The sequence below is a fragment of the Adlercreutzia sp. ZJ141 genome (assembly GCF_011038965.1).
GTDB lineage: Bacteria > Actinomycetota > Coriobacteriia > Coriobacteriales > Eggerthellaceae > ZJ141.
Genome location: NZ_JAAKEB010000008.1, coordinates 97,194 through 118,487 on the forward strand (window position 1 = coordinate 97,194; position 21,294 = coordinate 118,487).

Genomic DNA, 21,294 nt, shown 5'->3' on the forward strand with positions numbered 1-21,294 from the left:
AGGCAATTCGACAGAAAAGGGTCACTTATCGATCGTTGCGTCCTCATCATCTGGTTCACGGCCGTTAGCCATAGTTCCTACTACTATTTTACAAATGCGTAACTGTGTAGAGTTAGACGCGTCTTTTGGATCTTTTCCCCTTTGTCTTATGCGAGCGCAATACTGCTCGCATAAAAACGGGGCTGCATCTTGTGCAGCCCCGTTTCTGGTTTCCGATAACGAAATACGATGCTTATTCAGCGGCGGTTTCCTCGGCGGGAGTTTCGGCGTCAACTTCTTCAGCGGCGGAAGCCTCGGCCTCGGCCTTAGCGGCAGCAGCGACGTTCTTCTTCGCAAACTCTTCGGCGCGTTTAGCCTTAGCAGCGGCCTTCGCTTCGCGCTCCGCCTTCTTAGCGGCCTCGCGCTCGGCAACAGCAGCAGCGCGCTTAGCCTTAGCAGCGGCTTCGCGAGCAGCAACCATCTCGGTTGCAGAGCCGAACTTGTTGGCAAAGCGCTGAACGCGTCCGCCGGTGTCGATCAGCTTCTGGGTGCCAGTGTAGAACGGATGGCACGCGTTGCAGATGTCGATGCGCAGTTCGGGCTTGGTTGAGCGAGTGGTGAACGTATTGCCGCAGGTGCAGCGAACCGTGCACTCCATGTACTCCGGATGAATTCCTTGTTTCATTCTCTGGTTCTCCTTCTACGAGCCTTGGTTTCCGACCAAGGCGAAGACAAGCCTTTGCATGGTAACACACGACAACGTTTAGCGCTAGACCGAATTTGCACGATCGCACCACAACAACAATGGTGTTACTACTGTCTAGCCAGTAACACCATTGTGAGCCAACAAGCTCACATGCTCGCGCTACAGCTACCCGATGATGCGATTTGTTCGTGCGGTCACCTCGGCCTTCGCGCGCTCCACGTCCACGGTAGGCCATTCGCCGTCGCGGTACACCACGCGCCCGTCACACATGGTTAACACTACGTCGGAGCCGTGCCCGGAAAACACCACGTTAAACAACGGATTGGTCATGGGTGTCCACGACGGCCCCGCCACGTCGAGCACACACAGGTCGGCACGCATGCCCACAGCAATAAGCCCACAGTCATCGCGCCCTTGCGACAGCGCGCCGGCACGGGTGCCCGCAAACAGCACCTGCTTCGGCGACACCACCGACGGATCCAACATCGACCCCTTAGAAATAAGCGCCAGCACGTACAGGTCCTGCAACATGTCGTAGTTGTTGTTCGACGCCATGCCATCGGTACCTACGCACACGTTCACACCCGCTTCCAACATGCGTGCGATGGGCGCGAAACCGCTTCCCAGCTTCATGTTCGACACCGGGTTAGCCGCCACCGACACGCCGCGTTCGACCATGATTCGAATGTCCTCGTCATCAACCCATACGCAATGCGCCGCCGTGGTGGGCAAATCGAGTACGCCTAAGCTCTCGAAATACTTGATGGGAGTCATGCCGTCATGACGCTGCTTGCATTCCTCACGCTCCAAACGCGTCTCCGAGCAATGCAGCTGCATGCGCAGCCCGTGCTTGGCGGCATACTCTGCCATGTCGGCAACCGCGCCGGGGTTCGTCGTATACTCGGAATGAACGCCGCAGTCAATAAGCACGCGCCCGCCACCGCGCCCGTGTACCTCGGAAATAAGCTGGTCGACAGTCGCACGCAACGGCAGGTCATCGAGCCGCTCGCCGTTAAGCGCCAGCAGGTCGTCGCACAAGTTCGCTTTCAGACCCGATTCCTCCACCGCGCGAGCCACGTGGTCCATGTGATAGTACATGTCGGAAAACGACACCACGCCAAAGCGCGCCATCTCGGCGCACGACAACAGCGTACCCCAGTAGCAGTCCTCGGGCATCATTTTCGCCTCGAAGGGAAATACCTTTTCGTTCAGCCATATTTGGAGAGGTAGATTCTCGGCGTACCCGCGTAAAAGTGTCATGGAAGAATGCGTATGTGCGTTGTACAGCGCGGGCATAAGTAACTTGCCGCGCCCGTCGTAGCGCTCGCCGAAGGAGGCAGCGTCGGCGGGAGCCTTGTCACCCACATAGGTGATGAAGCCGTCGCACACGCCAACCCACCGGTTGGGCTGATGCTCGAACCGTTCGTCTATGATGTCAACATTCTCGAAAAGCACGGTGTTCCACCTTTCGGTACGAAAGAATGAGCTTGTGCTATTATGCCCGAAGAAACGAAGGGCGCACAGCAAAACCATGTGCGCACAAGACGAGAAAGAAGGCAACATGGCAGAGGAATGCTCCCATAATTGCAGCTCATGCGGCGTGTCCGGTTGCGGAGACCGCACCGACCAAGGCCCGATTGTGGCCCAAACCCGCCCCGGCACCACCATCAAGCACGTCATAGGCATCGTGTCCGGCAAGGGAGGCGTGGGAAAGTCGCTGGTGACAAGCCTGGTGGCTGCCGAACTGCGCCGGCGTGGCTATAGCGTGGGTATCCTGGACGCCGACGTGACCGGCCCTTCCATTCCCCGCACGTTCGGTGTGACCGACCGCCTGCGCGCCACGGTTGCAGGACTTTTGCCCAGCGAAACTGCCAGCGGCATCGGCATCGTGTCTACGAACTTGATGCTTCCCGAAGACGACGCGCCGGTTGCGTGGCGTGGCCCGGTAGTGTCGAACTGTATCAAGCAGTTCTACGAGGAAACCTGCTGGGGCGAACTCGACTACTTGCTGGTCGACATGCCTCCGGGAACCTCCGACGTGCTGCTTACCGTGTTCCAAATGCTGCCCACCGAAGGCATCGTCACTGTGTCGGCCCCGCAGGAACTGGTTGCCATGATCGTGGGCAAGGCCGTGAACTTGGCTCATCACATGGATGTTAACGTCATCGGCTTAGTGGAGAACATGGCATACTTCGTGTGCGACGAATGCGACAAGAAACACTACATCTATGGCGAGCCGCAGGGAGCCGAAGTGGCAAAGCACTACGGAATTCCCGCCTACACCACTCTGCCCATCAACCCCGCCTTCGCCAAGCTCTGCGATGAGGGCCGTGTGGAAGAATATGACGTGAAGGGCGCGCTTGATCCCATCATTGAACAGATCGAAGCACTCGGCGCAACACAGGCTGACGAAGAGGCCGCCGAATAGGAAACGCCAGTTTTTCCCAACCACACGCCAAGAGCCCGCAGCGAACGATTAAAAAACCGTGCTGCGGGCTCTTTCTTGTGTGTCAAAGTGTGTCAAAGAGTCACACCAAATGTCACACATCGCCTCTTTGCGTACCAAAAGGTCACACTTTGGCACACGACCAAAAGCGCTACAGCCCCATTTCGGCTTTCATCTTAGCCAGCTCATCATCCACCTGGGCACCTGCAGCGTCGGCTGCATACTTGCGCTCCAGATCGGCGATGGGGTCGGCCGGCGCGCTAGACAGATCCTCCATGGCGTTTGCCCGATCAAGCATTGCATCGGCCTTCGCTTCCATGCGATCAAACGCGCTCATAGCACCCGCCGCCTTGTCGGCACCAGAAGCAATGTCGTTCACCATTTCCTGGGTTTTCGCCACGGCAACCTTCGCCTTAATACCCTCGCGACGCGCGGAAAGCGCCTCGATGTCGGCAACCAACTTGTCGTGCATCTGGCGCATCTTATCGGCGTTAGCTTTCGCCGCCGCATACGCTTCGGCTGCCGCCTGACCCTGTGCCTGCAGGTCTTGCTTTTTCGCCAAGAACGTACGCGCGTCGTCTTCGTTGCCAGCAGCCAGCGCCGTGCGAGCCAATCCATCGTACTTGGCAACGTCGGCAGCATTGGCGTCAACAAGGCGCTTGCAGCGGGCTTCTTCGGCCATAACACCCGCGGTTTGCTCGCGTACCTCAGCCAGGCTATCGGTAAGGTTGCGCATGTACTGGTCGATCATCTTCGCCGGATCTTCGGCCCGATCGAGCAGCTCGTTAACGTTCGCCTTCACGATGTCGCTGAAACGATCAAGAATGCCCATGTCAGTTCTCTCCTGTCAGATTGTTGGTTGACATATTCACCCCGCCGTTACCAGCGGGAGAGTTCCCAGAAGGTGCTGCAGACGGTGCCGCAGGTGGTGTGGTCGGCGGCGCAACAGGCGCTGCAGCCGGCGCAACAGGTGGCACGGCCGGCGTTTCTGCAGACGGTGCAGCCGCCGCGTATTTCTTCTCTAAATCGGCCAGCTCGGTGTCGCCAAACTTCTCCAGTGGCGTGTTCAGAATGCGCTCGGTATGGGCGCGTTCTGCCGCAGCGCGCTCGTTGCGCTTGCGTACCACGAAAAACACCACCAGCGCCACGGCAACCACAATGGCCGCCACCGCAATGGGCAGATACGGCGAGGGGGTAATTGTCATAATGCGCTCGGCGGTGTCGGCAAACGCGTTCGAGAAGAACGTTTCTTCCGAATCGAAATCGTACCAGTAACGATCAAGGTAGTCGCTCAAAATACCAATAGCCTCGTCGTCCATGACCGTTTTCGCCTGAGCGCCCACCGCATAGCCGCACGCATAGCCGTCGCGTGTGCTGTCATAGCAGAACGTGAGCAGGAAATGCCCTTCGTCACTGAACAGCTGGCCGTACAGTTCTGATGCAAGTTCGCCGAGTTCCTGCGTTGACGTCGTTTGGTCGTTGGGAAGAATGTACACGTAGGGCTGCACGCCAGTTTTTTCGTAGAACGACTTCAGTCCGCGCTCGAATTCGGCAGGAGAGCCAATCCAGTCGCCGTCCTCGTCGGTGTAGTACGCGGTTTCAGACACCGCGCCCGAAGGAAGCGCCTCACGCTGCACGGTAGACGCCGCCACCTGCCCCGACGTGCTGCATCCGCCCGACAGCATAACGAACGCAAACAGCACAAACAGCGCAATGACCACAATGGTGAACACCACGCCCGCACTCCCGCTTTTGCCGCCGGGGTACTGCCCGTCTGGTCCGCCTGATCCATTTGGCTGCTGGTTGGGTGGCATACCGGAAGGGCCTCCCGATCCGTTCGGCGAGCCCGGTCCACCGGAAAAACGTGGGGCATTCACGATGATGCGAGGACCAAAGAGTCCGCCCCATCCATGGAAGTGGGGGCCGCCACCGAAGCCACCGCCAAAGCCGCCTCCATGGCCACCACCGAAACCCGAGCGCCCACCGATGCCGCCACCGGAAAAACCTCCGCTCGACCGGCCGCCACCAGAAAAACCGCCGAAGCCTCCCCCAAAGCCTCCCCCACCGGAAAAGCCGCCACCGCCCGATCGTCCCACGAAAGCCCTCTTTCTCTCTTGCCGAAAGCTTCAGCCCATCATACCGCATCGCCTTGCACGCGCGAACGCACACGAACGCATCCCACAAGATTCGGGAGAATCCTCCCGACATTGCGTCTGAATACAAAAACAAGTGTATGCGGCTCATTGGGAAGCCTGCAAACCCTTACAATAGTAAACAGATTCGCGAAGGAAATGTCGGCGAGCATGTCGGCGCACGCACGACAACCCAGACCGCCTCATTGACATGCAGGCAAGAAAGTCGAGGAATTCATGCGAGCAGTACCCTCCCACACCCTCAATCCTAAAATCAAGCGCGTTTGGCGCATCAACGACGCTTTGTGGCTCACGCTCGCTTATGTGTGTATCGAGTGCCCGTTTCTTATTGGAGCCGCAGTTGACCCGGAAGCATCGTGGGCATGGCTGATTGTTGCCGGCGCCACGGCACTATACGCCGCATGCCTGGTGATATGGCTCGTTGTTCTTCCTCCTATTCGCCATGCGCGGTGGCGCTACGAAGTGGGCGAACACGAGCTTGACATCGCATGCGGCATCATCTGGCGCAAGCGCTTTATTATCCCCTTCGTTCGCGTGCAAAACACCGATACAAAACAAGGTCCTATTCTGCGCGCGTTTGGCCTAGCCAGCGTAACAACAGCCACCGCCGCCGGAGAACATGTGATCCCTGGGCTCACTTTCGAGGAAGCAGACCGCCTGCGCGACCTTATAGCCAAACAGGCTCGCCTGGCCCAAGAGGATGTGTAAACCATGACCGCCGAAAAGAACCCTCAAAACGCCGCAACGTCTGTGCCTACTCCGATGCCTATACCCGCGCACGCCGCGGCATCTGCGCACGCGCAAACGACCTCACCCGTGCCCGCATCATTCGCACCCGCGCAAACGACTTCACCCACGCCCACGCCCGAATGGGAGACCTACCGAGCCGCCGTATTTGCCGCAGCGAATGACACCGCTCGCGACTTCCCCAACACCGACCCACGCGCTTCCGTTCCTGAATCGCTGCGCCCTGGACAACATCACGTACACCACGCCTACATATGGCTTGGAGGCCTGTCGACAGTAGCGGCGATCGCTGTCGCCGGTATCGCGTCGACGATAGGCAGCCTGATTCCTGCACTATCCTCAATCGGATCGGCGGGCACGGCTCCTTTGGTGACAATAGGCATATCCTTACTGATAGGGATACTTGCTTTCGCGGTGATCTGCGGTATCGTCGGGCTCATTCAGTGGCTTTCCTGGAAAAACCTCACCTTCGAGCTATCGCCTACCGAGTTTAGCCTGTTCTCGGGCATAATTAGCAAGAAACGCCTACACGTGCCCTACCAGCGCGTTCAGGCGGTTAACCAGCAAGCTGGGGTGCTGCAGCGCCTGCTCGGCTTGTGCACCGTGAAGATCGACACCGCAGGTGGCGCGTCAAACGACGCCGTAATGCTGAAGTACGTGCGCAACAGCGACGCCGAAGCATTGCGCGCCGAACTCTTCCGTCGTAAGAAAGTGCTGCTAGCCGAAGGGGAGCTCGACCAATATGGCAACGCTCGCGTGCAGGGTGCCGTGGTTCCCTCGGCATGGATGATCGCTTGTACTGGCGGCGATATGCGAGCAGCAATGGCCGTGCTCGGCGCACCGATGCAACCCGCAACCCCGCAAGCCTCTCCTGTTTCCGCAGCCTCTGCCGTCAGCATGCGTGAGGACGCGTCCCTACAACCCCAAACCCCCGGCACCCCGCCCACACCAGCGCCCTTCCCTTCCGCAAACGCGCCTGGCGCAGGGCCAGCCGTTGACGCATACGGCAACGTACTCGATGCAATTGACGACGTCTTGTCCGACGTGCGCGGCGTCTTCGGTGGCGCACACGTTGCCACAGGCACTGTCACGTACGAAACGGGCCTATCAAACAAGGAACTCGTATTTGCGGGCGCTTCGGGTGCGGGTTCGTCGTTCGGCATCATCTTGGTGGGCGTACTGGGCATTGTAGGCTTCTGCATGGAGTTCTTCGAGTCCGCCATCGCGTCATGGCTCGAATCGTCGCTGGGTGAAACAATGGCGAACGTAAGCGCATCGAGCGCTACCGACGCTCTGAGTTCGCTTTTTTCAGCAGCGGCTTGGAGCTTGGCGGCTTGGATCGCACTGGGCGTAGTGGCTGTGTGGCTTCTGTCGGCGGCAGGAACCATCGTGCGTTACGGCGGCTTTAAAGTACGCCGCCGCGAAAGCCGTATCGAAGTGGAGCATGGGCTGCTTCAACGCACGTTTCACGGCGTGGACATCGACCGCGTGCAGTCGGTGATAATTAAGCAGTCGTTCATCCGCCGTTGCATTGGGTACTGCGAACTGTCGCTGGGAAAAATCGATTCAGTCACAAGGGAATCTCAAAACGGCGAACAGACAGCCACTCCATCAGACGGCATTGTGGTGCACCCTTTTGTCAAAACATCGCGCGTGCCTGAAATCTTACAGGGTATCGCACCCGAGCTTGCCGACCTTCCCCGCATAATGGCGAAACCCGCACCCGTAGCGCGCCGACGCGCCATCATACGTAAGGGTGTTATTCGTAGCGCTTCGTTCTGGCTTGCCGTTTGCGCAGCTATCGGGCTTGTCGCCTTGAACATAGCGGTGGGAACTGGCGCATGGGATATAACCGCATCGGCGGAAGACGCGATCGCGTTGGCTGCGCTGCGAACGGTTGTGTATGGCTGCTTTGCGCTGTTTGCCTTGTCATTCGTTGTGAACACGATTGATGCCGTGCTGTGGCATCGTCACTCGGGCATTGGCTACAACGAACGCTTCATGGTTGTTGTCAACGGGGGTCTGGCATCGAAAACCGTTGCGCTACCCCGTAAGAAGCTGCAGTTCGCCTCCACCAAAACAAACCCCTTCCAACGTGCCGCCTGCGTACAAACCGTTGCCGCGCGCACCGCCGCGGGCGTTAGCGGCACCACCGAGCTTATCTGGGACCTGTCTAACACCGACGCCGAAGCCTGGATGGACTGGGCCCGCCCCGGCGGCAACCGCCAATCGCCACCAATATCACAAGGATGACCTCGAATGAGGTCTTGAACAGCACCACGAATCCGTTATACTGATTTGTACAACGTACAACATATTAGGAGGATCAATGGGAGCATCGGAAGCTATGGTCACCGCCCGCATGAGCCGAGAGAAAAAAGAGCTTGGCGGCGCGATCCTCGAAACGCTAGGAACGAACGCGTCTCAAGTCATCAACTCGCTGTACGACTACGTGATAGAGCATCGATCCCTCCCCTTTAACAAGGGTACAGCGCACCTATCTCACACGCCGGACGAGATTGCAAAGGCGACGGCACTCGTGGACAGTCTGATGAATAGCCAGCAAACCTCCTGGTCTGAGCTGTCGCTAAAAGAGGTTCGTCGCAGGCGCTTGAACCTCTAAGGCTACCTTATGAGACTTCTTGTAGATACCAACATTGTCATCGATTGTATGCAGTGTCGTGAGCCATTTGCAACCGATGCGAGAAAGTTACTCATTTTGGGCGCTTTGGGCGAACTTGAGCTATGGTTAAGCCCTTCTCAGATGACAGACGCATTCTACCTGTTGTCGGAAGGCGGAAAAAAGAGCTTAGCCGACACAACGAAAGCGCGCCTTGCAACCGTTCGTAAGCTGGCTCGCTTGTGCCCTCTTGGCGAGAGAGCTATTGACGCCGCCCTCAACTCTCCTTGGGATGACTTTGAAGATGCATGTCTTTATCAATGCGCTCGACAGGTGAAAGCCGACGCTATCATCACACGAAACAAAAAGGATTTCCAACGCTCAACAATCGCCGTCCTTAACTGCGCCGAACTTTTCTCATACCTACACGAAGAAAAAGGGCTGGTCTACGAAGAGATCGTCCTGTAAGCAACCCCAAGAGCTACCTTGTTCTCTCTATGCGTAAGGAGACGTTCGTCTATTGCCGCACCCCCGGCTTTGCTCTTCCAATTTGGAAGAGCAAATGGAGTCCGTTTGTCGGAAGTGGGCTTGAAGCGGATTCATTCGGAAACCTCTTGGCGTTTCCGCTTACGGCTTTGTTCAAATTGCCTGTTTCCACCCCGTAGAGAATCATGAGATCACTGTCGAATATGACCTGCACCCCACGCACCGTGTATATAAGGTCGCGTATGGCCGGTTCGTTTGCGGGGTTGGGGCTACTGCTCGAGCTGAACCCCGGCGAGCCAGCTTGCGGCTAGACCAAGCGCCAAGATGACAATTACACACACTCCAGTGAACAGCCAACGCCCCAGATCGTTCATCGTGCACGCTCCAATTTCGGGCTTTGCGTACTGACGAAAACGCCGAAGGCTATCAGTGCGCCAACGGGTGCTAATAGTAGCGCTTTCATGATCGGCTCCTTGCTCGCAGTGCGCGAACCGTAAGCGTTGCTTACTTGCTCGATGATGCCATGGTTCGCAGGTGTACGGTTTTGTTCTTCATGGCACCTATGTTACGCGCGTCTCCTTGCGGCAACCTTGCGCACGCCTTACGATTTGGTTGTGAGAAACACACGGCAGGGGAACACAGACGAGAGGTGTCTGAGCAAGCAGGGGCGTACAGATAAAAAGGGGCACTCAAGCAAGAAGGGATACCCCGATAAGAAGGAACACACAGACAGGAAAGGGCGGCGTACTTACTCTCCCATGCGCGCGTTGAGGCCCGATCCTGTTTGCTCAATTTCGATATCACCCAAGCTGGCGACATAGTTTTTTAGCTGCGTGAATCCCAAATCGCGCACTTTGAACGTACGGAACTTGCCGCGCACACGTCGCGAAAGGGTAGACAGCGCGATACCCTCGCGTCCAGCGTCGCGAATGAGCTGGCGAATGTAGGCTTCGACTGCCGCCGTGTCTGCGGGTGCAGCTGGCGTTTCGTTCACCGGTTGGGCGACGGCGGCAGTTTTTCTGGGTTTGCCAATCATGCCGGTTTTGCCGGCCTCTTCGACCGCACCGCTCACTTGTTTGGTGCGGCTCGCCCGCTCGGTGCTGCTCACTTGTTCTTCAGTTTCGCTGGAAACTTCGACCAGGCTGTTCGTCTGCGTCGTGTTACCCATCTGCTCAGCAACGCTTGATTGTTCTGCGACAGTTATTTGTTCAGCAGCTTGGCCATTTTCGCTGGTCGCTAAGGCAACAACAGCCGACAAATTCGTTTCATTCGAAGCGGAAGCGGTCTTTCTCATTCTCGAGCGCGAGCGCGACCTCGTGCGTTTTGGTTTTGCTGGAGAAGCGTCAGCGTCGTTTGCCGCTGGTGCTGTTGCGGGTGCCTTGTCGTCGGCCAGTTCGACAGTAACCGAGCTGCGGTCTTTAGTGATCTTGACGCGCGTGAACTCGTCAAGCAGCTTGGAGAGCAGTTTTGTTCCGTAGCTGCGTACGTCGAAGTCGGGATAGCGCTTCAGCAGACGGCTACCCACTTCGCCAAGACCGGTTGACTTACCGTTGTTCAAGTTCTCGGTGATGATGTCTACCACGGCACGCTCGATCTCAGCCTTACTCATGGTCTGACTACTGCTTGTGCTTGTGTTGGCTACTTCGCTCTTTGAGCGACTCTTTCCGTCGCGTTCACCCACCAAAAGCTCCAGCGTGGTGAAAATATCGCACGCTTTGCGGAAGGGAGTAGGGGTCTTTTTCTCGCCCATGCCGATAACGGTGCGGCCACTTTCGCGCAGGCGGCTAGCTAGACGCGTGAAATCGCTGTCGCTCGATACGATACAGAATCCGTCGACCGAACCGGTATATAAGATGTCCATGGCGTCGATGATCATGGCGGAGTCGGTGGCGTTTTTGCCTTGCGTATAGCCGAACTGTTGAATGGGTGTGATTGAATTTTCCAGCAGGGCGTCTTTCCATTTGGCGTGTAGGGTGAGCGTCCAGTCGCCATAGATGCGCTTAATGGTAACGGTGCCGTATTTCGATAGCTCGTCCATAATGGGCTTAAGATACTTGGAAGACACGTTGTCGGCATCGATGAGCAGGGCGTATCGCTGCTCGGAAGCGTGCTTTTGTTCCATGTGGACTCCTTGGTGGCGCACTCGCGTCGCAGTGGTGCACGTGCGCGGCGCATCGTATGTGGATCGTCTGCGCCACAGGGTAGGTTGCGGGTAAAACAAAACAGGCCAGAGACTACCTCTGACCTGCGACAATTGGTGGTGGAGCCTACGGGGATCGAACCCGTGACCTCATGGCTGCCAGCCATGCGCTCTCCCAGCTGAGCTAAGGCCCCGAAAAAAGCTGCAAGAGACAGTATAGCGGCTTCACCAATTGGGTCAACCCCCAATTTTGGGGAAATTTCTGAAGGGTTGAAGGCTCGAAGGCCCGGACCAGGGTTACCTTCCATGAATCCCTTCCCACGGATCAGTCCGTAACTTTTCATACAGATCAGCTAGGGGCAGGCTGTGCGCACAGGTGCACGCAGATGAAGCTGGCAAAAAATTCGCGATATGCGCGATTGTGCAAAGTTAGCCTCCCCTTCTGCCACTTTTTCTACGAAATGCGCGATTTGATGGAGTCGGCAAAGCTCGCCGAAGTTTCAGGGAAAACAGCGCTCGTCTCTGACCAGGGAAAACGTAAAGGCATTCTTAGAAAATGAAGAGCAATTCTCGTTTCTTGCCTATTTCTCCTCGTTTTACCGCTTCAAATCGTACATTTCGTAGAAAAAGTGGCAGAAGAGGAGGCTAACTTTGCACAATCGCGCATTTCATGAATTTTTTGCCGTGTTTTGGCGGCTCTACCCCTACGGCGCGGATGAGCCCGGTTTTGTCGTACCTGGCTTTGTTGTGCCTGACGAGCCTGATGAGCCCGAGGAAGAACCACCCGAAGACGATCCGTCAGATCCGCCCGTATCTCCAGGAGACACCGGCGACCCTGATCCAGAGCCAGTTGAGTCACCCGATCCGGAAGCATTGCCAGAGCCGTCGTCGGTACCCGGCTCTGGGGCAGCACCCGTTTCATCCGGCGAGTCCTGATCGTCCTTATTGCCCGAATCGGGCGTAGCGCCCTCTTGCGACTTCTGATCGTCAGGCGTTGCTTCTCCGTTCTGCGACTCGTTTTTGTCGGCTGTTGCAGCAGGGTCTTGTGCAGAAGTGTCGGGAGCGGTGGCCTTTTGCGAGGCCGACGGCATCCAGCGCGCCGGTTCTGGCTTGGCACCTAACCCATTGCCCGCCGTCGCCACATTCACGATAATCGCCACCGCAGCAACAGCAAGAAGTGATGCGACAACGCCCACCACAAACGCGCGAATCTTCATCTGACGCCGTGCACGATCGGCGCGCGCATGAGCAACAAGCGTGGCATCATGTGATGCGGCAAACGATGAAACATGTGTCATGTCGAGGTCGGCTTGATCTTTGACATCTTGGATAGCATGCTCGCTCGTTTGCACGCCCTTGTGCGTGCTCGTTTCGGCTTCGCTTTCGCCTTCGGTTTCAGACGCTGTCCCCTTGTGATCGTCTTTGGAGTCAAACGCCAAAACATCACGAACAGCGCATGATTCATCGTCGCAATCGACGCTTCGTTTGCCAGAATACGCATCGCTGCGTGCACCGGCGTCCGCATCGCCATCTGCTGTGGTGTGCGACCCATCGAGCGGGGCCTCAGCATGCGTGGAGCCCGCAACGTTCTGTACGATGACGGGAATATCACGCAGCTTTTCAGCCGAGGCCGCCAAAGCGTTCTTGTACAGCTGCGTGGACACGGTGGCAACCACCGAACCCACAGCCGCACCGATGATCGAACCGGCGATACCAATGCTTGACGACAACAACAGCGACGTCATCGCCGCCAACGCAGCGGCAACAACCTGGGAAAACGACAGATCACCAAAAGCCTGGCCCAACTTACCAAGCTTGCCGAGCTTATCTACACTTTTCGCGCCCTCAACTTCCGGCGAGTCCTTGTCGACATTCTGCTCCATCGCAGCACCTCCCTTCAACCCTCACCCCCATTGTGCACGCATTAGGAGCGTTTAACGAAAACGCCACCGATTCGTCACTCGCCGCGCAAAAAAGCTTCAAGTCGTCACACGTCCGTTCGTGCTGGCGCGCCCTTTCCTCCGTGGTGCGCGGGAAGATTGATCGTTACAGAAAACCCCTGGCCAACTTCGCTATCAACCTGCATTTCGCCCTTATGCGCCCGCACGATCTTCGCCACCAGCACAAGACCCAAACCGTGTGTAGATGCATCGTCGTTGCCGACCAAAGCCGACTCGAAGCCACGCGTGGATTCTTTCGCAGCGCCCACACAAGAAACGCTTGAGGAAGCGAAGTCGGGTACAGAATTAGAAGCGGAAGTGGGAACCGAATTAGGTGCGGAAGTGGAAGCAGCAACTGAAACAGACGCGCCACCTACTTCCCCATCATGTACCGCAGACGCATCCGAAGCGGAAGTGGCAGCACTTTCGGCCGTGCGCCCCACTGCCGCCTCCAGTCTCCATCGTAGCTGCGCCAACTTGTCGGCGGCCAGGCCGCACCCGTCATCGCGCACCACAATGCGCGCCTGGCACTCATCGTACGCGCGCGGGCCTGTCATCTGTGGAGCACGCGGGCCTGCCATCTGCGACGGAGCCCCGCCACACACATCAGTCACCGCAAGCGAAACGAACACCTTGCAGCCATCGGGATTATGACTCGCCGCATTCTGTAACACATTCCGAATGGCCCGCTGCAACAGACGAGCGTCGCCGTTCAGCTCGAGATCGACAGCATCAGGTGCGATGTTCACATCGAACTCACAGCGATCGAACGCCGTCTCGTTCAGGTGCTCCGCCACCGTTTCCCGCAGCATGCGCGGAAGCGACACCGTACCTACATCCAACGGCTGCATGTCGTATTCCAACCGCGACGCGATATTCAAGTCGTACACCAAGTCCTTAATTCGCATGCTTTGCGATCGGATGAGCGCGGCATCAAGACGTGTGTGCTCGGGCAGCGCGCCACTTTCAGCAATACCATCGGCGTAGCCAGTAATCAGCGAAAGCGGTGTGCGGATGTCATGCGACACCCCGCGTATCCACAAGGCGCGAGCTTGATCCTTGCGCCGCAGCTCTTCGGAAGCCCGAGCGATTGAGTCACCCACTTCAGCAAGGTCGCCCCGAAGGTTCAGATCAACCGCCCGCCCCCTCGACAGCGCCACAAGCGCGTCATCAATCGGGTCGATGGCGCTGCGCGTACGTCGCCGCAGAATTAACAAATATACGAACAGCATCGCCACATTCGCGCCGAAGAAAAGTGCCACATACAGAGGAAGTCGCTCGACCACCGTTGCGGGATAGGTAAAGCGCATCGTCCAGAACACCTCACGCGGAAATCCGATCACCAGCAAACCATCATCACGGTCCCAAAATGCGGCGTAGTATTCGTTTATGTTGGTGTGGCGCGCCATCACAGCCACATCGTTTAACGTAAACGAGCGCGGTACGTCGTCCGGCACGTGATATTCCCACAGTACCTGCCCCGCACCATCGAGCAACATAGCCCACGCACCCATGCCATCAAGCGTGTCGCGTGCTTCCTGTGACAGCTCCCAACCAGCCTCCGCGCCGGCGTCGGTTGCATCACCTGCTGCCGCTTCCCCTTCCGCATCGGCCGCATCAACGTCATCGCCCACGTATACAAGTCCCTCATCAACCGTTCGCGTGACGCCGAGCTGCGTCCCCTCTTGCGTAAGATCGCGCTCATGAATGGAAAGCCCGACGAACAACACAAAATCGATGACCGCCACCGCGATCACAAACACCAGCAAACTCGTAAGCTGCTTAATGAAAAAACCCGCAAACCCACGTCGCCGCGCCCTGCGACGGCGACGCAAGCGATCAACGTCGTCGTAGGAGTCAACCAACGGACGTGGCGGGGATGGCAGCTCCTTGCTAACGCGCGAGCGGCTAACACCAAGCCGGTAGCCCGCCCATACAGGCAGACCCACAGCTGCGAACAGCATGAGAAGCAATCCTCCCACAGCATGCGCTCCTTTCGCTACCGCAACGTGGTTAACTTGTAGCCTAAACCCTTCACCGTCACCAGCGACGCCGGGTGCGACGGGTCAACCTCTATCTTCTCGCGTAGACGACGGATGTGCGCCATAAGCGTGTTCTCATAGCCGAAAGTGTCGCCCCAGCACGCTTCGCAGATGGCGTCGATGGTAACGATACGCCCGCGATTGCGCGCCAGCACACCCAAGATGTCGTGCTCCTTGGCCGTTAGACTCATCACCAACCCATCGGCGCGCGTCACCTCGGCAGTGGACAAGTCGACCGAACACGCCTGCAAATCGACCCGTGTCGCCTCAGCAGCGTAACAGCGACGCAGTACCGCCATAATGCGCAGCACCAGTTCCTGCGGCAAAAACGGCTTGGCGATGTAGTCGTCGGCACCCAGCCCCAGCCCGCTCACACGATCGGCTGGCTCGTCTTTTGCGGTAAGGAACACCGCCGGCACGTGAGCAAGTGGTGGCAGCGCCCGCACCTGCGACAGAAGCGCCAGACCATCCATGCCGGGCATCATCACATCGAGCACGAGCAAATGCGGAAGATCGCGCTCGCTTGCCTCCTGGCACATGGCAAGCGCATCGAACGGGTTCGTAAACGGCGACACCCGAGAGAAGCCCTCTTGCCGCAGAATAGCCGCCACCATAGCGAGCAACCCTGGCTCGTCATCGACCAGCATCACGTGCTTGCCAAGCAAATGCCTGTCTCCGTCGTTCATGTGCGCCCTTTCGCCCCGTAATCGCCTTATGCCAATCGGCCAGTTCTCTTCTCCGCCATTAAACCACGCACTCCGCACGCTGCCACGTATGTCAGTTATCCGCGTAAGGAAAAAGTAAGGAACGGCGAAGGAGGGCGTAAGTGTCTGCTTTCACACTAGAACACCAACGAAAGCACGTAGAAAAACGAACCGAAACGACAGGAGGCTTCCATGAACAACAGCCTGAAAAGCGGCAACGCGACAGCGTGCGGCAACGCAACGGGCGACAACGCGACAGCGTGCGGCAACGTAACGGGCGGCAACACGGCGGCGTGTAACAGCGCAGCGGGCGGCAACGCAGCGTCAGCTGCCCCAACCCCACCGAGTGTTACCGGCGCGTACGCGGCACCAAGCGCAGAAGCACCCGTGCTCGATGTACGCAACATCACCAAACGATACGGGGCGCGCTTCGGACGCAAACACGGCGGAAACAACCAGGAAAGCGCCACGATGGCACTCGATGGTGTGAGCCTGACGGTTGCCCGCGGGGAGTTCACGGGAATCATGGGCCCTAGCGGCTCGGGCAAGTCGACACTGCTCAACTGCATATCCACCATCGATCGGGTGACACAGGGGCAAATCATCATCAATGGTACCGACATCACTTCCATGGACTCGCGCCGTGTGGCGGCGTTTCGCCGTGACGAGCTGGGCTTTGTGTTTCAAGACTCCAACTTGCTCGACACGCTCACCTGTTTTGAGAACATCGCGCTTTCACTCACTATCAAGCACACGCCTGCCCGCGAAATCACCCAGCGCGTGCAAGCCGTAGCCGCCACGCTCGACATCGCCGACGTGCTAGACAAGTACCCTTATCAGATATCTGGCGGCCAGAAGCAGCGCGTAGCCGCGGCGCGCGCCACTGTGGGAAACCCACACCTCATTCTTGCCGACGAACCCACGGGAGCCCTCGACTCGAAGTCGGCCGCGCAGCTGCTGCGCACCTTCGAGCTCATGAACGCACGTGGTGCCACGTTACTCATGGTCACACACGACCCCATGTCGGCAAGCTACTGCACGCGCATCGTGTTCATAAAAGACGGCAAGCTGTGGGGACAAATCGAGCGGAAAGGCAAGAGCCGCGGCGAGTTCTACCGCGACATCGTGAACGTAACTGCGAAGCTGGGGGGAGAGGCCGACTATGTACGCTAAGCTCGCCTTCGGCAACGTGCGCAGATCACTGCGTGATTTCGGCGTATACTTCCTCACCATCGTGTTGGGTGTGGCGGTGTTTTACGCCTTTAACTCCATCACCGGACAAGAAGCGATAGATGCTTTTAACGGCAGCAAGATGCGCGATTTGCTGGGATACATTATGAGCGGCGTGAGTGTATTCGTCGCCGTTATTCTGGCGTTTCTGATCATCTATGCCGACCGTTTCCTCATTCGTCGACGCAAGCGCGAGTTCGGCATCTATTTGACGCTGGGTATGCGAACCTCCGATGTACTGAAGATAACCGCCTGCGAAACACTGCTGGTGGGCGCTACGTCGCTGGCGTGCGGCCTGGCACTTGGCTGGGCATTCTCGCAGGTGCTCATGCATGTGACGGCAGCGCTTTTCTCTGGCACGGTTCCTGGCTTTGTCACCGGACTCTCACGCGAAAGCTTATTGATGACGCTCGCTGTGTTCGCCAGCATTTTCGCCATTGCCACCGTAGCCAACGCCCGCACCATCGCCAGCGCACATCTCATCGACCTACTGCACGCCAGCCGCATGAACGAAACAATCAAGCTGCGCAGTGTCAGCCTGTCGCTTCTGCTGTTTGTGGTAGCGTGCGGTATTATCGGCATCTCATACAAACTGCTCATCGACAACGGGCTGCTCGAACCATCGCCCGAATTCGCCTGCGCCACCGCGCTCGTATGCGTGGGTACGGGACTGTTCTTCTACTCGCTATCGGGGTTTCTGCTGCGATTGGCGCAGAGCGCGCGCGGCGCGTACTTCCGCGGGCTGAACATGTTCACGCTGCGTCAGCTGAACAGCAAGGTGAACACCACGTTCATGTCGATGACGGTAGTATGCATGACGCTGTTTCTGGCCATCACCAGCGTATGTGGCGGCATTGGCATCACGAACGCCATTTCGTCAAGCATGGAGCGCACCACATCATATGACGCCACTGTGCGTACGATGTATGGCCTGTTTACAAGCAGCACTGGCTGGGTTCCTGAAGAGCTGGGCAGCTGCGACGTATACGCCGAAGCGGTGGACTACGACATGACCCAAGGCCTGCGCGAATCGCTTGACACTATTGAGGCACGCGGACAGGGGGGCGATGCCGAGGGCCTTGTTGGCGCTGCGGCGTTTGATGCGGTAGTTCGCGAAAGTACGCAGCTTGACCTATGGGTCGACACAGGCGGCGATGGCCTCACCTTCTCCGATATCGACGCCATTGGGCAGCACACCATGGCCGACTACGCTGGCACGTCTGTCAGCGACGACTACGGCACGTACCCCGTCAACATCGCAAAGCTGTCGGAAGTTAACCGCGCGCTGGAAATGGCTGGGAAACAGCAGATCAGTCTGAGCAGCGACGAATGCTACGTCATAAGCGACTTCGATACCACCATCGACTACTTCCGCGAACGCGCCGATGCGCATGCCACCATAACCGTAGGCGAGCGGCCACTTGTAATGCGAGGCTTTTCCGACGTATGTCTGGAAACCATCCCGTTTCCTAGCAACACTGGTCTGATTGTGGTGCCCGACGACGCCATACCTGCCACAGCGGTGCGCATGTACAGCATCCTAAACGCGAACTGCGGTAGCACCGAAAACGAGCTGGCGTTCGCCAATCTTATCGAACAGGTGGAAGAATGCGAAAACCCCAACACCTGGCCCGTCACCATGGTGAGCGATCGTGAAAGCGTGTTCGAGCAGAGTATCGGGTTCAGTGGTATCGTCGCCTTTTTGGCCGTGTATATCGGGTTCATTCTCACCATCGCATGCGCGGCCATACTGGCCATTCAGCAGCTGTCAGAAGCCAGCGATAACGCCACGCGCTACGGCCTGCTGCGCAAGCTGGGCGCGTCCGAGCGCATGCTGAGTGTAAGCTTGCTGGTACAGGTGGGTATCTACTTCCTATTCCCGCTGATTGTGGCGCTCTGTCATACAGCATGCGCGCTTTCGGTTGTCACCGACGTAGTGGCGGTATTCGGCCACATGGACATCGGGAAAACCGCACTCATGACCACGGCAGCCTTCTTAGGAACCTACGGCGTATATTTTCTGATCACGTACTTCGGAGCGAAAGCGCTCGCAAAGGGATAAGCGGGTAAGCGAGCTGTCAGTTATTCGGCGGGCCGCTCATTGCGTGTGAGCAGCAGCGGCTCGCCACGACGCTCACGCGAGATAAGTGATGCCGCCATAACAACAGCAACGATAATCAGCGCTGAGCCGCCCACGATACCGGTCGCGCACGGCCCCACGAATGGATTGCCGCCCGTCGCACTAAAAAGCAGCGGCGCAGCAACAAACCCGTTTGTTGCCCCATGCGCGAGCACAGCAGGAATACAGCTTCCCGACCGCAGCGTGATGTAGCTGAAGAACACGCCAAGTACCATGCAGAACATACACATGGCAGCAATGCCCACAAATGGCCACCCGGCATAGCCCACGCCGTAGTTATGACCGAGTACGGTTATAGGCGCGTGCCACAAACCCCAGATGACACCGCTTACCACCAATGCGGGAGCCACATGCATCTGCTTAAGCAGCTTCGGCAGCAGATACCCGCGCCATCCCCATTCTTCACCGAAACACGTAACTGCGTTCAACGCAGGTGCCGCTAGCACCGCCATGGCAATTTGTGCGATCACAATCATGCGGAAGGTGTTGTCATCCAACTGCATACCAACGCCGGTTTGTGCCGCCTGCGCTTCCATCTGACTACGGATAAGACCACCCGATGGATCGAAATCACCTGGAACCAGGCAAAAGTACGCCACCGCACCCAAGGTCATCAAAACCTGCGGACCAAACCACCCCAGCACCCACCACTTCCACGTGCGGCGGAACTGCACCGGTCGAATGAGCGCGTTCGAGAAACCCTCACGCGTTACCAGCCGCACGATCAGCGCCGCTATGGCCGGGAACAGCATACCCACTCCCACCAGAAGCGCCACCGGCCCGGTACTTTCCAGCCCTTGCGGCGCATTAACACGCGGATACACCACTACAAACCAGTACCCCCACGTAAGCACAAACGTCACAGCAACATATAAGATGGTGCGCCGCCGCACGAGCGCTTTATCCGTGTTTTCCATACCGCCCTTCCCTTCCTTTTTCTTCGCTTCTGGATTTCTGTGTTCTCTTCCCAAGTGTTATAGCTGTACTATAACAGATAGAGCAAATAGCGACAAGATGTGTAAGGTTTTACGAGCAACCGCTCCATCCACTGCCTTTGAAACGCTCAAAACGTTCATCGTTGCCACTTTTTTTACGAAATGCGCGAATGTGCAAAGTTAGCCGCCTTTTCTGCCACTTTTTTCACGATATGTACGATTTGAAGCGGTAAAAACGAGTAGAAATTAGCAAGAAACGAGAATTGCTCTTCGCTTTCTAAGAATGCCTTTACGTTTTCCCTGGTCAGAGATGACCTCTGTTTTCCCTGAAACTTTGGCGAGCTTTGCCGACTCCGTCAAATCGCGCATTTCGCAGAAAAAGTGGCAGAAAAGGCGGCTAACTTTGCACATTCGCGCATTTTCGAGAAAAAGGAAACCCGTCCGCACATATCGCACCTGCAAACCGTTATAGAGAGAAGAAGGGCGAAAGCACAATTAAGGAAACCGGGTAAAGACAAGGAGGTGAGCACGGCATGAGCAATTGGCAACACGACATAAGAAAAAGGCTGCACCACACAACCGATGATGACAACATCGGCACAGGTAGCTCGTTCGCACCTAGCGCACTCGATGAGCAACAGGCACAACGCATCGTCGAAGAATGCTACGATGCCGTGCTTACACCCACACAGGGACAAATCCTGTTCGACGGCACCGATATTCGCACGCTCGGCGGATCTTACCGCGCGCACTTAGGCTACCTGCCGCAGGACTTCGGCTACTACCCCAACTTCACCGCACTCGACTACATGATGTACCTCGCAGCACTCAAGGGCCTGCTCGACCGCAAGCAAACACGTGTGCGCTGTCTGCAGCTGCTTCTGGGAGCGGCCCCGTGGTGATAAGCCTTGTCGGCATGATAACGATCGTATACGCTGCCGTGCTCGCGCTGTGCACGCCGCTTGCCATACGCGGCTTCAGTCGACACCAAGTTGCGTAAGAAAAACGGAAAAGGGAACGAAAAGA

General features: G+C 57.4%; 18 protein-coding genes and 1 tRNA gene. 8 read left to right on the top strand and 11 right to left on the bottom strand.

What is annotated here, in order from left to right:
- Positions 1–232: 232 nt before the first annotated feature.
- Positions 233–664, bottom strand: a complete 432-nt coding sequence (rpmE, locus tag G7Y44_RS05465) for a 50S ribosomal protein L31 (RefSeq protein WP_165248203.1) — start codon at positions 662–664, stop codon at positions 233–235.
- Between the two features lie 186 nt (positions 665–850).
- A complete protein-coding gene (locus tag G7Y44_RS05470; protein ID WP_165248205.1) occupies positions 851–2,140 on the bottom strand; it encodes an amidohydrolase family protein in 1,290 nt (429 codons plus the stop codon).
- A 106-nt stretch (positions 2,141–2,246) separates the two neighbouring features.
- Here G7Y44_RS05470 and G7Y44_RS05475 point away from each other — a divergent pair, with 106 nt between their 5' ends.
- Positions 2,247–3,113: an Mrp/NBP35 family ATP-binding protein gene (locus tag G7Y44_RS05475; RefSeq protein WP_165248207.1), complete on the top strand. Its 867-nt coding sequence runs from the start codon at positions 2,247–2,249 to the stop codon at positions 3,111–3,113.
- A gap of 169 nt (positions 3,114–3,282) precedes the next feature.
- Here the strand turns inward: G7Y44_RS05475 and G7Y44_RS05480 are convergent, their stop codons facing one another.
- Both G7Y44_RS05480 and G7Y44_RS05485 read right to left on the bottom strand, forming a co-directional pair.
- Positions 3,283–3,963 carry a PspA/IM30 family protein gene (locus tag G7Y44_RS05480; RefSeq protein ID WP_165248209.1) on the bottom strand — a complete coding sequence of 227 codons (681 nt, stop codon included), beginning with the start codon at positions 3,961–3,963 and terminating at the stop codon, positions 3,283–3,285.
- Between the two features lies 1 nt (position 3,964).
- A complete protein-coding gene (locus G7Y44_RS05485) occupies positions 3,965–5,227 on the bottom strand; it encodes a hypothetical protein (protein WP_165248211.1) in 1,263 nt (420 codons plus the stop codon).
- A 273-nt stretch (positions 5,228–5,500) separates the two neighbouring features.
- Between G7Y44_RS05485 and G7Y44_RS05490 the strand changes: the two genes are divergently transcribed.
- The 4 genes from G7Y44_RS05490 to G7Y44_RS05505 all read left to right on the top strand — a co-directional run bounded on the left by G7Y44_RS05490 (position 5,501) and on the right by G7Y44_RS05505 (position 9,119).
- Entirely contained in the window at positions 5,501–5,992 is a 492-nt protein-coding gene (locus G7Y44_RS05490; RefSeq protein ID WP_165248213.1) for a PH domain-containing protein, read from the top strand.
- 3 nt (positions 5,993–5,995) lie between these two features.
- On the top strand, positions 5,996–8,284 hold the full coding sequence (locus G7Y44_RS05495) for a PH domain-containing protein (RefSeq protein WP_165248215.1): 2,289 nt from the start codon (positions 5,996–5,998) through the stop codon (positions 8,282–8,284).
- Positions 8,285–8,360: 76 nt separating this feature from the next.
- Positions 8,361–8,654: a type II toxin-antitoxin system RelB/DinJ family antitoxin gene (locus G7Y44_RS05500; RefSeq protein ID WP_165045596.1), complete on the top strand. Its 294-nt coding sequence runs from the start codon at positions 8,361–8,363 to the stop codon at positions 8,652–8,654.
- A 9-nt stretch (positions 8,655–8,663) separates the two neighbouring features.
- Positions 8,664–9,119, top strand: coding sequence for a PIN domain-containing protein (locus G7Y44_RS05505; protein WP_165248218.1), 456 nt, complete (start codon positions 8,664–8,666; stop codon positions 9,117–9,119).
- A gap of 49 nt (positions 9,120–9,168) precedes the next feature.
- Here G7Y44_RS05505 and G7Y44_RS10555 read toward each other — a convergent pair whose 3' ends face one another.
- From G7Y44_RS10555 to G7Y44_RS05535, 6 genes are all read right to left on the bottom strand, one after another.
- Positions 9,169–9,360 carry an ORF6N domain-containing protein gene (locus G7Y44_RS10555; RefSeq protein ID WP_371807462.1) on the bottom strand — a complete coding sequence of 64 codons (192 nt, stop codon included), beginning with the start codon at positions 9,358–9,360 and terminating at the stop codon, positions 9,169–9,171.
- Between the two features lie 525 nt (positions 9,361–9,885).
- Complete coding sequence (locus tag G7Y44_RS05515) at positions 9,886–11,259, bottom strand: NYN domain-containing protein (protein ID WP_165248220.1); 1,374 nt, start codon at positions 11,257–11,259, stop codon at positions 9,886–9,888.
- A 136-nt stretch (positions 11,260–11,395) separates the two neighbouring features.
- A tRNA-Ala gene (locus G7Y44_RS05520) sits at positions 11,396–11,471 on the bottom strand.
- Positions 11,472–11,981: 510 nt separating this feature from the next.
- Entirely contained in the window at positions 11,982–13,160 is a 1,179-nt protein-coding gene (locus G7Y44_RS05525) for a hypothetical protein (protein WP_165248222.1), read from the bottom strand.
- Between the two features lie 104 nt (positions 13,161–13,264).
- Positions 13,265–15,199 carry a sensor histidine kinase gene (locus tag G7Y44_RS05530; protein ID WP_165248224.1) on the bottom strand — a complete coding sequence of 645 codons (1,935 nt, stop codon included), beginning with the start codon at positions 15,197–15,199 and terminating at the stop codon, positions 13,265–13,267.
- A gap of 17 nt (positions 15,200–15,216) precedes the next feature.
- Entirely contained in the window at positions 15,217–15,945 is a 729-nt protein-coding gene (locus G7Y44_RS05535; RefSeq protein WP_165045081.1) for a response regulator transcription factor, read from the bottom strand.
- A 210-nt stretch (positions 15,946–16,155) separates the two neighbouring features.
- Between G7Y44_RS05535 and G7Y44_RS05540 the strand changes: the two genes are divergently transcribed.
- Positions 16,156–17,136, top strand: a complete 981-nt coding sequence (locus tag G7Y44_RS05540; protein WP_165248226.1) for an ABC transporter ATP-binding protein — start codon at positions 16,156–16,158, stop codon at positions 17,134–17,136.
- On the top strand, positions 17,126–19,255 hold the full coding sequence (locus G7Y44_RS05545) for an FtsX-like permease family protein (protein ID WP_165248228.1): 2,130 nt from the start codon (positions 17,126–17,128) through the stop codon (positions 19,253–19,255). Before G7Y44_RS05540 ends, G7Y44_RS05545 begins: the two co-directional genes overlap by 11 nt.
- Positions 19,256–19,275: 20 nt before the next feature.
- On the opposite strand, the gene G7Y44_RS05550 is transcribed toward G7Y44_RS05545, so the two are convergent.
- Positions 19,276–20,250 (bottom strand): CPBP family intramembrane glutamic endopeptidase, encoded by a 975-nt coding sequence (locus G7Y44_RS05550; RefSeq protein ID WP_165248230.1) that lies wholly within the window; start codon positions 20,248–20,250, stop codon positions 19,276–19,278.
- 551 nt (positions 20,251–20,801) lie between these two features.
- On the opposite strand from G7Y44_RS05550, the gene G7Y44_RS10625 reads away from it, so the two are divergent.
- A complete protein-coding gene (locus G7Y44_RS10625) occupies positions 20,802–21,170 on the top strand; it encodes a hypothetical protein (protein WP_241159200.1) in 369 nt (122 codons plus the stop codon).
- Positions 21,171–21,294: the final 124 nt, after the last annotated feature.

What these genes read in the sequence shown, in the direction of transcription:
- G7Y44_RS05540 (WP_165248226.1), top strand. Translation starts at nt 16,156, where the DNA reads ATGAACAACAGCCTGAAAAGCGGCAACGCGACAGCGTGCGGCAACGCA.
- G7Y44_RS05535 (WP_165045081.1), bottom strand. Translation starts at nt 15,945, where the DNA reads ATGAACGACGGAGACAGGCATTTGCTTGGCAAGCACGTGATGCTGGTC.
- rpmE (WP_165248203.1), bottom strand. Translation starts at nt 664, where the DNA reads ATGAAACAAGGAATTCATCCGGAGTACATGGAGTGCACGGTTCGCTGC.
- G7Y44_RS05480 (WP_165248209.1), bottom strand. Translation starts at nt 3,963, where the DNA reads ATGGGCATTCTTGATCGTTTCAGCGACATCGTGAAGGCGAACGTTAAC.
- G7Y44_RS10625 (WP_241159200.1), top strand. Translation starts at nt 20,802, where the DNA reads ATGAGCAATTGGCAACACGACATAAGAAAAAGGCTGCACCACACAACC.
- G7Y44_RS05545 (WP_165248228.1), top strand. Translation starts at nt 17,126, where the DNA reads ATGTACGCTAAGCTCGCCTTCGGCAACGTGCGCAGATCACTGCGTGAT.
- G7Y44_RS05495 (WP_165248215.1), top strand. Translation starts at nt 5,996, where the DNA reads ATGACCGCCGAAAAGAACCCTCAAAACGCCGCAACGTCTGTGCCTACT.
- G7Y44_RS05490 (WP_165248213.1), top strand. Translation starts at nt 5,501, where the DNA reads ATGCGAGCAGTACCCTCCCACACCCTCAATCCTAAAATCAAGCGCGTT.
- G7Y44_RS05475 (WP_165248207.1), top strand. Translation starts at nt 2,247, where the DNA reads ATGGCAGAGGAATGCTCCCATAATTGCAGCTCATGCGGCGTGTCCGGT.
- G7Y44_RS05525 (WP_165248222.1), bottom strand. Translation starts at nt 13,160, where the DNA reads ATGGAGCAGAATGTCGACAAGGACTCGCCGGAAGTTGAGGGCGCGAAA.
- G7Y44_RS05550 (WP_165248230.1), bottom strand. Translation starts at nt 20,250, where the DNA reads ATGGAAAACACGGATAAAGCGCTCGTGCGGCGGCGCACCATCTTATAT.
- G7Y44_RS05500 (WP_165045596.1), top strand. Translation starts at nt 8,361, where the DNA reads ATGGGAGCATCGGAAGCTATGGTCACCGCCCGCATGAGCCGAGAGAAA.
- G7Y44_RS05515 (WP_165248220.1), bottom strand. Translation starts at nt 11,259, where the DNA reads ATGGAACAAAAGCACGCTTCCGAGCAGCGATACGCCCTGCTCATCGAT.
- G7Y44_RS05505 (WP_165248218.1), top strand. Translation starts at nt 8,664, where the DNA reads ATGAGACTTCTTGTAGATACCAACATTGTCATCGATTGTATGCAGTGT.